We start from the raw sequence: 13,352 nt of genomic DNA on the forward strand, positions 1-13,352 counted from the left end.
AAATTGAATCGTCGTGAACTGTTGAAGCTCGCCGCCGCAGCGTCTTTGCCTGCCTCCCTATTCTCCGCTCGCGACGTGTTCGCACAGGGCGCCGGCGCCATTCAGCTGGCGTGCCCGGTGCCGATGTCGGGGCCTTTCGCCGCCAACGGCAAGTTCGCCGATCTCGGCATGAAACTCATCGTCGAGCAGTACGGCAAGGTGCTCGGCCGCCCGCTCGCCTACACCACGCTCGACACCGAGGGCAAGCCCGCCACGGCCATCCGCCGCGTGCAGGAAATCGCGCAACAGAAGGGGGCGCGCTTCTTCGCGGGCGGCATTCTGTCGTCCGAGGCGCTGGCGATGGGCAAGGAAGCCGAGAAGGCCGGCGGCATCTTCATCACCACGGCCGGCGCCGACGAGATCACCGGCAAGGACTGCAACAGCGCCACGTTCCGCTGGTCGGTGCCGACCTTCGGTGCGATCGAGCAGACGGTGCGCCCGCTCATCGAGTCGATGCCCAAGGCCAAGCGCTGGTACACGATCACGCCGCAATACGTGTTCGGCGAAGGACTGCTCACCGCCGCGAAGAACATCTTCCGGGAAAAGGGCATCGAGCATGTGGGCAACAGCTACCACTCGCTCACCGAGAAGGAATTCTCGGGCTACTTGACCAACGCCGCCGCCGCCAAGCCCGACGTGCTGCTCATCCTGAACTTCGGCTCGCAGTCGTCCGACACGCTGCGTCAGGCCGTGAGCTTCGGCATGAAGAAAAACTGCACGATCCTGATGGCCTGGGCCTCGGGCCTGGAGCAGTTCGAGACGCTCGGCGCGGACCTGTGCGACGGCGTGTACTTCGGTGCGCAGTACTGGCACGCGGTCGCCTCGCCGTTGAACCTGGATCTGGTCAAGCGCACGCAGGAGCGCTTCAAGCAGAACCCGAACTACAGCCTGGCGGGCTCCTACATCTGCTCGAAGCTCATGCTCGACGCGATGGTCAAGGCGGGCAGCGCCGAGCCCAAGGCGGTCATCGCGGCGATGGAGGGCATGAAGTACGACGGCCTCACCGGCCCCGAAGAGATTCGCAAGGGCGATCACCAGGTGCTCAAGAATTACTATCTGCTCAAGGGCAAGCCGAAGTCGAAGATGAAGAATGCGGACGACTACGCCGACATCGTGAGTGCGGGCAAGTCGTTCCTGCCGCTCGACAAGACCGAGTGCAAGATGGCCTGACGGCCTCACGCCGCCGTACCGGCAATACTGGCACCACCGCACGCGGGGACGCTCCGGCGCACCCGCATGCGCCGTCTGTGCGGCCCGCGCAAGCGGACGGCGCACGGGGTTCCACGTCCACCCAAGTTTTTACGGGACGCGCATGAACGTCTATTTGCTGCAAGTCATCAACGGCGTCGGGATCGGCATGTTGTACTTCCTGCTCGCCGTCGGGTTGTCCATCATCTTCGGGCTGCTGCGCTTCGTGAACTTCGCGCACGGCGCCTTCTATCTGCTGGGCGCCTATTTCTGCTATCAGGCGCTGCAATGGGGCCTGTCGTTCTGGCTCGCGCTGATTGTGTGCCCGATCGTCGTCGGCGCCATCGCATGGATCGCCGAGAAGGTGCTGCTCTCGCACATCTACGAGAAGGCGCACGAATTCCACATCCTCGTGACCGTCGGACTGGCGCTCGTCGTGCAGGAGCTCGTCATCATCGTGTGGGGGCCGCTCGGCGATAACGTCGCGGTGCCCGAAACGCTCGACGGCGTGGTGATGTGGGGCAGCTTCATCTATCCGAAGTACCGGCTCTTCCTCATCGGCTTTACCGCCGCGTTCGCCGCGGTATTGTGGTGGCTGCTCGAAGGCACGCGCCTTGGCAGCGCCGTGCGCGCGGGCAGTGAATCGTCGGAGATGGTGTCGCTGCTCGGCATCAACGTGTTTCGCGTGTTCAGCCTTGCGTTCGGACTCGGCGCCGGCACGGCGGCCCTCGCGGGCGTGCTCGCGGCGCCGGTGCGCGGCGTCGAGCCGTTCATGGGCATCGAAGCACTGGGCATTGCATTCGTGGTGGTCGTCATCGGCGGCATGGGCAGCTTCGCGGGCGCGCTCGTGGGCGGCCTCGTGATCGGCATCGTGCAGAGCCTCATGAGCACGCTGTGGCCCGAAGGCGCACGATTGATGATCTATGTGGCGATGGCGGCCGTGCTGCTCATGCGCCCGCACGGCCTGCTCGGGAGGGGATGATGCTGCAACGCTACCGTTTTTGGCTGCTCGCGGCCGCCGTCACGCTGATCCTGCCGCTCACGCTCTCGTCGGGCACGCTGGCCACCGAGGTGCTGGTCTACGCGTTGGCCGCCCTCGGCTGCAACCTGCTGCTCGGCTACACCGGCCTGCTGTCGTTCGGGCAAGGGATCTTCTTCGGCCTGGGCAGCTACACGCTGGGCATTTTGCTCACCCGCACGGCGCTGCCGATGCCGGTCGCGCTCATCGCCTCGATCGTGCTGGGGGCGCTCATCGCGGCGCTCGTCGGCAGCTTCGCGATCCGGCAAAAGGGCACTTACTTCGTGATGCTCACGCTCGCCTGCGCCCAGATGTTCTACTTCCTCGCTTATACGGCAACCGACTGGACCGGCGGCGACAACGGGCTGCTCGATATTCCGCGCAAATCGCTCGCGATCGGCGGACAGACGCTCGTGCCGCTCGACACGCCGTGGCAGTACTACACCTTCGTGGCGGCGATCTTTCTCATCGTGTTCGCCGTGCTGCTGCGCGTGGCCGACTCGGTGTTCGGCCGCACGCTGCTCGCCATTCGCGACAACGAAACGCGCGCGGCGGCCATCGGCTATCACGTGAAGACGTTCAAGCTCGTGGCGTTCGCCATCTCGGGCGCGGTCACCGCCCTGGCCGGCGCACTGCACGCGCTGATGACCGGCATCGCGCCGCTGTCGAACATCGAGTACCACGCGAGCGAAATGATTCTCGTGATGACCGTGATCGGCGGCACGGGCAATCTGTTCGCATCGGTGCTGGGCGCGGCATTCTACGTGCTCGCCGCCGACTGGCTGTCCACGCTCTGGCCGCGCTGGCTGCTGCTGCTCGGCCTGCTGCTCATTGCCGTGAGCCTGTTCATGCACCGCGGCCTGTGGGGCGTGGGCGAATCGCTGTGGCAGCGCGTGAGCGGCAAGCGCGGCAAACTCGAACCGCAGACCTCGCAGGGAGACCCGACATGAGCGAAGCCCTCATCGACGCCTCGGGCATCGTCAAGCGCTACGGCAAGTTCACGGCGCTGCACGGCGTCGACCTGCGCGTGGCGCCGCGCACGGTGCATTCGGTCATCGGCCCGAATGGCGCCGGCAAGACCACGCTGTTTCACATGCTCACGGGCACGGTGCCTGTCTCGGGCGGGCGCATCCTGTTCGACGGTCACGACGTCACCACCGAGGCCGACTACCGGCGCGTGCAGCGCGGCATCGCCCGCTCGTTCCAGGTCACGGCACTGTTCCAGAACCTGTCGGTGCGCGAGAACCTGCGCCTCGCGGCGCTCGGTGTCACGCCGCGTCAGGCGCTCTCGTGCTGGCGCAAGGCCGACGGCCCGCGTGCGTGCGCGTCGGTGGTCGACGACGTGCTCACACGTCTCGCGCTCACGCGTCACGCCGACACGGCGGCAGGCTCGCTCTCGCATGGGCAGCAGCGCCGGCTCGAAGTCGGCATGGCGCTGGCCGCGCGCCCCAAGGCGATCTTCCTCGACGAGCCCACCTCCGGCATGGGCATCGACGATCTCGACGACATGAAGCAGCTCATCCGCGGCCTGCGCGAGGACCATACGGTGGTGCTCATCGAGCACAACATGAACATCGTAATGGACATCTCCGACACGATCACCGTGATGCAGCAGGGGCGGGTGCTCGTCGAGGGCCGGCCGGACGCCATTCGGGCCGACGACCGCGTGCGCGCCGCCTATCTCGGCAACATGATCACCGGAGGCCGTGCATGATTCTCGAGGTCGCAGGCATTCACAGCTATTACGGCAAGAGCCACATCCTGCAGGGCGTCTCGCTCAATGTCGGCGACGGCGAGCTCATCACGCTGCTCGGTCGCAACGGCGCCGGCAAGTCCACCACGCTCAAGAGCATCGCGGGCGTGGTCGCGCCCCGGGCGGGAAGCATCTCGTTTCTCGGCAAGCCCATCGCGGGGCAGCCGGCGCATCGCATCGCGGCGCGCGGCGTGTGCTTCGTGCCCGAGCATCGCGGCATCTTCAAGCTGCTCACGGTCGAAGAGAACCTCAAGCTCGGCGCGCGCCGCGATTCACCGTGGCAGCTCGCGGACATCTATCGCATCTTCCCGCGCCTGCAGGAGCGCCGCAAGAACGGCGGCGCGCAGCTCTCGGGCGGCGAACAGCAGATGCTCGCGATCGGCCGCGCGCTCATGAACCATCCGCGCCTGCTCATGCTCGACGAACCGGTCGAAGGTCTCGCGCCGGTCATCGTCGAGGAAATCGTGGCGCAGTTAAAGCTCATCAAGCAGGCGGGCGTGGCGATCCTGCTCGTCGAACAGAATCTGGAAGTCTGCACCCAGCTCGCCGACCGGCATTACATCGTCGAGCAGGGTGTGATCGTGTATGGCGCGGACAACGCCGCGTTCCTCGCCGACGAGGTCGTCAAGGACCGTTACCTGGGCGTGGGCGTGGCGTGATCCGCGCGCTTGTCGCTTCCCCGGCGCGCCGCGTCCAGCCGTAGGGCGGGCGCGCCATTGGCCAACGCATGCGTCGGCGCAACGCGAGAGCGCCGCGCGTGCCCTGAAGGACTCATGAACATGGAACGTCTCGATCAACCGGCTGCCGCAGTGCGCGTCGACGGCGCGCGCCTGTGGGACAGCCTCATGCAACTCGCGCGCATCGGCGCGACCGCCAAGGGCGGCGTCTGCCGCCTGGCCCTGACCGATCTCGACCGGCAGGGGCGCGACCTCTTCGTGAAGTGGGCGAAGGAGATCGGCTGCACGGTGCGCATCGACGCCATCGGCAACATCTTCGCGCGCCGCGCCGGCCGCAACGACGCGCTGCCGCCCGTCATGACCGGCAGCCACATCGACACGCAGCCGACCGGCGGCAAGTTCGACGGCAACTACGGCGTACTGGCCGGCCTCGAGGTGCTGCGCACGCTCGACGACAACGGCATCGTGACGGAGGCGCCGCTGGAAGTCGCCGTGTGGACCAACGAAGAAGGCTCGCGATTCGTGCCGGTGATGATGGGCTCGGGCGTCTACGCCGGCGCGTTCACCCTGGAGCATGCGCTCGCGCAGAAGGACCGCGACGGCGTGAGCGTGTCCGAAGCGCTGAACGCGATCGGCTATGCCGGCAAGGTGCCGGCCGTGGGCCAGCCGGGCGCCGTGGGCGCGTACTTCGAAGCCCACATCGAGCAGGGGCCGGTGCTCGAAGCGCATGGCAAGACCATCGGCGTCGTGCAGGGCGCGCTCGGCCAGCGCTGGTACGACGTTACCGTCACCGGCATGGAGGCCCACGCCGGGCCCACGCCGATGGCGCTGCGCCGCGATGCGCTGCTCGCGGCCGCGCAGTTGATTCAGGCCGTCAATCGCATCGCGTGCGAGCACGCGCCGCATGCGCGCGGCACGGTCGGCTGGGTCGACAACTATCCGAACTCGCGCAACGTGATCCCGGGGCGCGTGAAGCTCTCGGTCGACCTGCGCGCCGCGGACGACGCCACGCTCGACGCGCTCGACGACAAGCTGCGCGCCGAGTGCAAGGCGCTGAGTGCGAACGGCATCGACGTGGCCATCGAGCAGGTGGTGTACTTTGCGCCGCAGCCGTTCGCGCCGGCGCTCGTCGAGGCGGTCCGTGCGGGCGCGCAGGCCCTCGGCCTCTCGTCGATGGACGCCATTAGCGGCGCGGGGCACGACGCGGTCTACCTGGCGCGCATTGCGCCGGCGGCGATGATCTTCGTGCCGTGCAAGGACGGCATCAGCCACAACGAAATCGAGGACGCCGATCCGGCGCACCTGGAGGCCGGGTGCAACGTGCTGCTGCAAGCCATGCTGCAACGCGCGGGAGGTGTCGCATGAAAGTGATGATCGCGCGGATGAACCACGAGACGAACACGTTCTCTCCGGTGCCGACGCCGCTCGAAGCGTTCGGCAACCACGGGCCGGCCTACGACGAGCAGGCGTATCGCGACAACAAGGGCATGCGCACGGCAATGTCGGCGTTCATCGACCTCGCGCACGCCGCGGGCGCCGAGATGGTGACGCCGGTCTCCGCCAGCGCCAACCCGAGCGGTCCGGTGGCGGCGAGCGCCTATGACGAACTGTGCCGGCGCATCGTGGCGGCCGCGCGCGGCGTCGACGCCATCCTGCTCGACCTGCACGGCGCGATGGTCGCCGAGAACAGCGACGACGGCGAAGGCGACCTGCTCGAACGCGTGCGCGCGGCAGCGCCCGGCACGCCGATTGCCGTGGCGCTCGACCTGCACGCCAACGTCACGCCGAAGATCGTCGCGAACGCGGATATCGTCGTTGGCTTCAAGACGTATCCGCACGTCGACATGTACGAGACGGGCGAGCACGCCGCCCGGCTGCTCTTCGAAATGCTGGCGGGCAAGCGTCGCCCGAAGGTGGTGTGGCGCCAGCCGCCGCTGATGGTGCACTCGCTGCGCAGCACGAGCCACGGGGGAGCGATGAAGCGCGCGCTGGACGCCGCGCGACGTGCCGAGACCGAGGAGGGTATCCCGGCCGTCTCGGTATTTTCGGGCTTCTCGCTCGCCGACATTGCCGCGCCTTGCATCAGCGTCGTCGTGACTGCGCCGGACGGCGAAGACGGCGTGGCGCGCGCGCAAGCGGTGGCCGACCGGATCGCGGCACAGGCGTGGGACGAGCGCGACGGCTTCGTCTATCGCAGCGCACCGCTCGCCGAATCGATTGCCGAAGCGAAGCGACTGGCCGACGGCGCCGACAAGCCGGTGCTGCTGCTCGATCACAGCGACAACTGCATGTCGGGCGGCACCTGCGACACGATGGACGTGCTCGAGGCCGCGCTCGCCGGCGGCCTCACGGGCATCGGTGTCGGCCCGCTGTGCGACCCGCAAGCCGTGGCGACGCTGATCGCCGCGGGCGAGGGCGCCGAAGTCACGCTCGCGCTCGGCAACAAGCGGCCGCTCACGCAGCTCGGCATCACGAAGACGCCGCCCGTGCTCACCGGCATCGTGCGCAAGATCAGCAACGGCGAATACGTCGTCACCGGACCGACGTACACGGGCCAGCGCTGCTGCATGGGGCGCACGGTGCTGTTCGACATTGGACCGGCTCGCATCGTGGTGACGGAGCGCACCCACGAGCCGTGGGATCACGGCGTGTTCACATGCGTCGGGCTGGATCCGCGCAGCGAGCGCTTCCTGCTGCTCAAGTCGCGCATGTACTGCCGGCCGGTGTTCGTGCCCATTTCCGCGGGGCTGGTCGAGTGCGACAGCAACGGCGTGACGAGCTCGAACTACGCGCTGTTTCCGTTCTCGCGGGTAAGACGCCCGGTGTATCCGCTCGACCGGGACGTGGTGTTCGATCTTTCCTGATGCGGCGGCTCGCGCCGCGCGTGTCCGGTTAAGTCCGCGGATGGCGTATGATCAGCCGGGTGTTGGACAAGCCAGCCTTCTCAATGACGACCGACTCGACTCCACCCGCTCACCGGCGATTGCGCGCGCGCTTCGTGGCGATTTCGTGGCGAGATCTCGCCGTCTCGTTCGGCCCCGTCGTGCTCGTGGCGATCGCGGCCATCTGGCTCGCCGTGTGGCTCGTGCAGCCGGCGCCGCCGCGCACCGTGACGATAAGCGCAGGGCCGCAAGGCAGCTCCTTCTGGAACGCCGCGCAGCGTTACAAGGAGATCCTCGCGCGCAACGACATCACGCTCAACGTGCTGAGTTCGGAGGGCTCGCGCCAGAATATCGAGCGCCTCGCGGACACCCGCCAGAACGTCGATCTGGGCCTCGTGCAAGGCGGCGTGTCCGCCGGGCTCGACGTCGACGGCCTCGTCTCGCTCGGCAGCGTCTTCTACGCCCCGATCTCCGTGTTCTATCGCGGCGAGCGCGTCACCAAGCTGTCGGACTTCGCGGGCAAGCGCATCGCCATCGGCCGGGAAGGAAGCGGGGCTCGCGCGCTCGCCCTCACGCTGCTCAAGGCCAACGGCATCGAGCCGGGCGGGCCAACCACGCTCACGGCGTATGACGGACAGGAAGCCGCGCAGGCGCTCATCGACGGCCGCGTCGACGCCGCGATGCTCACCGGCGACACGGCGACCGGCCCGACGATGGGCAAGCTCATCCGCACGCCGGGCGTGCGCCTGATGGACTTCGCGCAGGCCGACGCCTACACGCGCCGCTTCACCTATCTGAACCCGTTGACGCTGCCTCGCGGCGTATTCGACCTCGGGCGCAACCTGCCCGCGCAGCCGGTGCACGTGATCAGTCCCACGGTCGAGCTCGTCGCGCGCGACAGCCTGCATCCGGCGCTGTCCGATCTGCTGATCGAAGCCGCTCGGGAGGTGCACGGCAAGGCGAACCTGCTGCAGCGCGCCGGGGAATTTCCGTCGTCGCAGGTGCACGAATTCCCGCTCTCGGACGACGCCGCGCGCTACTACCAGTCGGGCAAGGGCTTCCTGTACCGCCATCTGCCGTTCTGGATCGCGAGCCTGGCCGACCGCATCATCGTGCTGCTCGTGCCCATCATCGTGGTGTTGATTCCGGCGTTCCGGCTGGTGCCGTCGCTGTATAGCTGGCGCGTGAAGTCGCGGCTCTATCGCTGGTACGGCGCGCTCATTGCGCTCGAACGCGAAGCGCTCGCCGACGACGCTCACATCGAATACAAGAGTCTGCGTCATCGGCTCGACGCCATCGAGGCGGCCGTCAATCGCCTGAAGATTCCGCTCGCGTATGCCGACCAGTTTTACGTGCTGCGCGAACACATCGGCTTTGTGCGACAGCGGCTCGACGCCATGAACGCGGGCCAGTCTTCCGACGACGCACACGCGCAGACGCCGCGTGCGGCGGCATCTGCCGGCGCCGCCAGTGAAAGACCCGCCTGACGTCTCAAAGTAAAGCTTATGCATCTTATAACGAACACAAGCTTCCCTTATGGGTCGGCGGGGTGCAAACTGCCCGCCATGAGGATTCGCGGGCAACCGTGCGGCACATGCAACGCCGCCATCCGATCGTCCCGCGATCGTCCTGAACTCGTCCAGGAACCTTCCTGACACCTTCCTGAAACCCGACACGCCGGCCCGTTCGTATGTCCTCGCCCCCGCCCCCGTCCTCGTCCTCGTCCCCGTCCCCGTCCTCGCCTTCCGCTCCTGCGTCCGCCGGGCCCGGCGCGCCCGCCGCGGCGCAACGCCCGGGCACCGAACTCGCGCGCAACGCATGCATGGTGCGCCCCGTGCGCGACGCCGACTTGCCGGCGATCACCGAGATCTATGCGCATCACGTGCTCACGGGATCGGCGTCGTTCGAAGAGGTGCCGCCGGACGAGGCCCAGATGCGCGCGCGCTGTGCAAAAGTGTGCGAGGCGGGGCTGCCGTATCTCGTCGCCGAACGCGAGGGCAGGGTGCTCGGCTACGCCTACGCGACGCATTACCGGCCGCGCTCGGCCTACCGCTTCACGCTCGAAGACTCGGTGTACGTCGCCGCGGACGCCGTCGGGCAGGGCGTTGGCCGGGCGCTCCTCCTCACGCTCATCGCGCGCTGCGAGAACGGGCCGTGGCGGCAGCTCATCGCCAACGTCGGCGACAGCGGCAATGCCGCATCGCTGGCGCTGCACGCCGCGTGCGGATTCCGGCATGCCGGCACGCTCGCGTCGGTCGGCTTCAAGTTCGGCCGCTGGGTCGATACTGTTCTCATGCAACGCCCGCTCAACGCCGGCGACGCGACACTTCCCGAGTAGGGCGACTTGCGCGTATCTCGCGGGCAAGACCGGCCGGGCGCCGCCTTGCCGGCGAATCCGGCAGCCGCCGCCCACGCCGCGCTTCAGAACGGCGTGGTGCGGTCCAGTGCCTTGTAGTGTCGGAAAATTCCCGTGGTGTTGAACGCGATGCGGCGTGGCGACTTCAGATACGCCGCCACGAGCGGCTGGCGGGCAACGGCGTCATGCACGGCGCGACATCGCGGGTATGCCCGGGCGAAGCCCGACATGGCGCGCGGAAATGCGTAATAGAGCCCGGCGATGACCTGGAACAACGACAGATCCGCATACGACATCGCCCCTTCGGAGAGCCAGCCGCCGGCCTCGGGGTTGTGGGCCAGCACACGCTCGAAGTAGTCGAAGTACCTGGGCAACCGGTATTCGATGAGATCGGCCGTGCGCCGGCGCGCTTCGGCACGTTGATTGCTGTAGTACAGGCGGCTCGCGATCGGATGGTGGCCGTCATGCACTTCGGCAACGAGATCGGCAAGCGTGAGTTGCAGCTGATTCACCCAGCGGCGCGTGCGCGGCGACTCGCCGACGAGCCCGAGCAACGGCCCGAGATACGCGAGGATGTTGGCCGTCTGGCCGATGAGTTCGTCGCCCACGCGCAGGAATGGCGGCGCGTAGGGCGGATCGACGCAGTCGGGGTCGTCCATCGTCTGCATCAGGCCGTCCAGGCCCTGTCCGGGCCCGGTGCCGCGAACGATCTCGACATACGGCGTGCCGGTGGCTTCAAATGCAAGGCGGACGAATTCGCCGCGCCCCTGCAGTCCCGGCCAGTAGAACAGCTCGAAGGTCATGCGTCCTCCCTGGAGCCCTCTCGGCCCCCAACCGCCCGGCGGCATCTCCGCGCGGTGCTTGCCCTGCCGCCTGGCGCGATACAGCGCCAGATCCGCCGGCTCGATCACCGGCTCGATCACCCGATCGACGGGCGAAGTCGATGCCCCGTGCGCGCGCGGCCCCGGCGCCGCGAGCCTCTTCGAGGCTACGCCGATTCTATTACAGCGGCCTGGTCGGGCGGCGCCGGTCAGCGCGTGAGTTCGCGCAGCGCGTCGGCCGTCATGGGCGCGAGCGCCAGGGGCGCCGCGGCGGCAGTGAGTGCGCGCAGCGAAGCCTCGTTGCCCGGCGAGACGCTGCCGTCCGGCAGGAAGAGGTTGTTCTCGAAGCCGATCCGGGCGTGGCCGCCTTGCAACACGGCCGCCAACGCGCACTCGGCCTCGCGCGGGCCGAACGCGCACATGGCCCACGGCGTGGCGTCGTTTTCGGCGTCCGCCCGCGCCCGGCCTCCGTGCCAGGCGGCGAGCAACGGCAGCAGATCGGCCGGCGACGACAACTGTCCCTTGCTGTACCGCCCCAACACGAAGAGAACCCAGTGACGTCCCGGCCGGATCGCACCGCTTGCGCGCAGACGCCAGTAATGCGCCACGTCCTCCGTGTCGTACAGGATGTACTGCGCCGTAATGCGTTCCTGCCACAACCATTCGAAAAACGCTTCGGCGGCCGGGGCGTGCGCGGCATCCGGCAATATCTCGCGCAGCGCGACGGAGATTGCTTCCGGATGCAATGCACGCACCGTCGCGATCTGTTGCGCCGGAGCGTAGATGCCGACCGCTTCGGTCGTCACCTGCAGTACGAGCTCGTTGCCGACCGCGCGCCGCACGGCCGCAATGGCCGCCGTGTAATCGGGAACTTCCAGGCTGTGCGTGCCGTCGGCCTTGCGCACGTGCAGGTGAATCATTGCCGCGCCGACGTCGAGACACGCCTTGGCGCACGCACCGAGCTCGTCCGGCGTCATCGGCAGCGCCGGATGGTCGGCGTGCGTGCGGCGCGCGCCGTTGGGCGCGACGGCCAGTGCAAAGGCTCGCGTCATGCCGCGCCTCCAACCTTTGCGGGAACGCCGGTCACATCGGCAACGGACAGCGCCAGCAATTCGACGATACGGTCGATATCACCCGGCTGGCAGATGAACGGCGGCGCGATCAGCGCGTGGTCACCATGCACGCCGTCGACCGTGCCGCCCATCGGATAGATGAGCAGTCCGCGCGCCTGGGCCGCGGCCTTCAGGCGCGCGTGCATCTTGTCGGCTGCCGGCAGCGTCTGCCTGCTCGTGCGCTCGGCCACGAATTCGACGCCCACGAAGAGGCCGCGTCCACGCACGTCGCCCACGTTCGGATGGTCGGCGAAGACCTCGCGCAGTCCCGCACGCAATTGCTCGCCGCGCGCCTTCACGTTCTCCAGCAGATTCTCCTCGGCGATCGTGCGCTGCACGGCAAGCGCCGCGGCGCACGCCATGGCGTGCCCGAGATACGTGTGGCCGTGCTGGAAGAAGCCCGAGCCGCCAACCACGGCGTGATAGATCCGGTCGGAACACAGCATCGCGCCGATCGGCTGGTAGCCGGCGCCGAGGCCCTTCGCAATGACGAGGATGTCGGGCACGACGCCGTCTTCCTCGCACGCGAACAGGTGGCCGGTGCGGCCCATGCCCGACATTACCTCGTCGAGCAGCAACAGCACGCCGTACTTGTCGCATACGGCGCGAATACGCCGGAAGTAGTCGGCCACCGGCGGCACGGCGCCAGCGGTCGCCCCAACGACGGTTTCCGCCACGAACGCAATGACCTTGTCGCCGCCGAGCGCGAGGATCTTCGCTTCGAGTTCATCGGCCAGCCGCTGCACGTAGGCGGCGTCGCTCTCGCCGTCGCGGCGCTCGCGATAGGCGAAGCACGGCGAGACGTGATGCGCCGGCACGAGCAGCGGCAGGAACGGCTCGCGACGCCACGCATTGCCGCCAATGGCGAGCGCGCCGAGCGTGTTGCCGTGATAGCTCTGGCGGCGCGCGATGAAGTATTGACGCTGCGGTTGGCCGATCTCGACGAAGTACTGGCGCGCGAGCTTGAGCGCCGCCTCCACGCCTTCGGAGCCGCCGCTCACGAAGTAGACATGATTCAGATCGCCGGGGGCGCTCGCCGCGAGCGTGTCGGCCAGTTGTTCGGCCACCTCCGTCGTGAAGAACGAGGTGTGGGCGTAGGCGAGTTGCGCCGCCTGTTGCTGCATGGCCTCGATGACGCGCGGATGACCGTGCCCCAGGCACGAGACGGCCGCCCCGCCGCAGGCGTCGAGATAGCGCTTGCCGGTGCTGTCGATCAGCTCGATTCCCTGGCCGCCGACGGCGACGGGCAACGTCTGGCGCGGATTGCGGTGAAACACGTGAGTCATGCCTGCAGTCATGCCTGGACCTCTGACGAAAAGATGACCGTCGCCCGATGGCCACCCGGCACACCGGCGTGCGAACGATGCCGCCTAGTGTATGCCGATCGTCGGTTCATTGCAACATATGTTTCATTAACAACTCGAACGCAACAGTTTGCGTAACGCCTCTGCCACACTCGCGGCGTCGCCGCCATGCGTTGCCGCCGGACAAATCGCGTGCGCGCGC

At 67.8% G+C, this 13,352-nt stretch carries 12 protein-coding genes; 9 read left to right on the forward strand and 3 right to left on the reverse strand.

Features of this window, described 5'->3' with window-relative positions; translation table 11 throughout:
* Nucleotides 1-3 precede the first annotated feature (3 nt).
* The 9 genes from CDN36_RS08780 to CDN36_RS08820 all read left to right on the forward strand — a co-directional run bounded on the left by CDN36_RS08780 (nt 4) and on the right by CDN36_RS08820 (nt 9,895).
* Complete coding sequence (locus CDN36_RS08780) at nt 4-1,209, forward strand: ABC transporter substrate-binding protein (protein WP_150555390.1); 1,206 nt, start codon at nt 4-6, stop codon at nt 1,207-1,209.
* A gap of 142 nt (nt 1,210-1,351) precedes the next feature.
* On the forward strand, nt 1,352-2,209 hold the full coding sequence (locus tag CDN36_RS08785; protein ID WP_150555391.1) for a branched-chain amino acid ABC transporter permease: 858 nt from the start codon (nt 1,352-1,354) through the stop codon (nt 2,207-2,209).
* Complete coding sequence (locus CDN36_RS08790) at nt 2,209-3,195, forward strand: branched-chain amino acid ABC transporter permease (RefSeq protein ID WP_150555392.1); 987 nt, start codon at nt 2,209-2,211, stop codon at nt 3,193-3,195. The genes CDN36_RS08785 and CDN36_RS08790 overlap by 1 nt, the downstream gene beginning before the upstream one ends.
* Nucleotides 3,192-3,959 carry an ABC transporter ATP-binding protein gene (locus CDN36_RS08795; protein WP_150555393.1) on the forward strand — a complete coding sequence of 256 codons (768 nt, stop codon included), beginning with the start codon at nt 3,192-3,194 and terminating at the stop codon, nt 3,957-3,959. Before CDN36_RS08790 ends, CDN36_RS08795 begins: the two co-directional genes overlap by 4 nt.
* Nucleotides 3,956-4,657, forward strand: coding sequence for an ABC transporter ATP-binding protein (locus CDN36_RS08800; protein ID WP_287496514.1), 702 nt, complete (start codon nt 3,956-3,958; stop codon nt 4,655-4,657). Before CDN36_RS08795 ends, CDN36_RS08800 begins: the two co-directional genes overlap by 4 nt.
* A 120-nt stretch (nt 4,658-4,777) precedes the next feature.
* Complete coding sequence (locus tag CDN36_RS08805) at nt 4,778-6,040, forward strand: Zn-dependent hydrolase (RefSeq protein ID WP_150555395.1); 1,263 nt, start codon at nt 4,778-4,780, stop codon at nt 6,038-6,040.
* The gene (locus CDN36_RS08810; RefSeq protein WP_150555396.1) at nt 6,037-7,539 is read left to right on the forward strand and encodes a M81 family metallopeptidase; all 1,503 of its coding nucleotides are present in this window, start codon (nt 6,037-6,039) and stop codon (nt 7,537-7,539) included. The genes CDN36_RS08805 and CDN36_RS08810 overlap by 4 nt, the downstream gene beginning before the upstream one ends.
* An 83-nt stretch (nt 7,540-7,622) precedes the next feature.
* Complete coding sequence (locus CDN36_RS08815) at nt 7,623-9,044, forward strand: TAXI family TRAP transporter solute-binding subunit (protein WP_287496515.1); 1,422 nt, start codon at nt 7,623-7,625, stop codon at nt 9,042-9,044.
* Nucleotides 9,045-9,379: 335 nt separating this feature from the next.
* Nucleotides 9,380-9,895: a GNAT family N-acetyltransferase gene (locus CDN36_RS08820; protein ID WP_287496516.1), complete on the forward strand. Its 516-nt coding sequence runs from the start codon at nt 9,380-9,382 to the stop codon at nt 9,893-9,895.
* Between the two features lie 83 nt (nt 9,896-9,978).
* Here the strand turns inward: CDN36_RS08820 and CDN36_RS08825 are convergent, their stop codons facing one another.
* From CDN36_RS08825 to CDN36_RS08835, 3 genes are all read right to left on the reverse strand, one after another.
* Nucleotides 9,979-10,716, reverse strand: coding sequence for a glutathione S-transferase (locus CDN36_RS08825; RefSeq protein WP_150555398.1), 738 nt, complete (start codon nt 10,714-10,716; stop codon nt 9,979-9,981).
* Between the two features lie 227 nt (nt 10,717-10,943).
* Nucleotides 10,944-11,786, reverse strand: a complete 843-nt coding sequence (locus CDN36_RS08830) for a beta-keto acid cleavage family enzyme (RefSeq protein ID WP_287496517.1) — start codon at nt 11,784-11,786, stop codon at nt 10,944-10,946.
* Nucleotides 11,783-13,132: an aspartate aminotransferase family protein gene (locus tag CDN36_RS08835; protein WP_287496518.1), complete on the reverse strand. Its 1,350-nt coding sequence runs from the start codon at nt 13,130-13,132 to the stop codon at nt 11,783-11,785. Before CDN36_RS08835 ends, CDN36_RS08830 begins: the two co-directional genes overlap by 4 nt.
* Nucleotides 13,133-13,352: the final 220 nt, after the last annotated feature.

Origin of the sequence: Pandoraea sp. CB10b_02, assembly GCF_002216225.1 — a bacterium.
Lineage (GTDB): Bacteria > Pseudomonadota > Gammaproteobacteria > Burkholderiales > Burkholderiaceae > Pandoraea > Pandoraea nosoerga.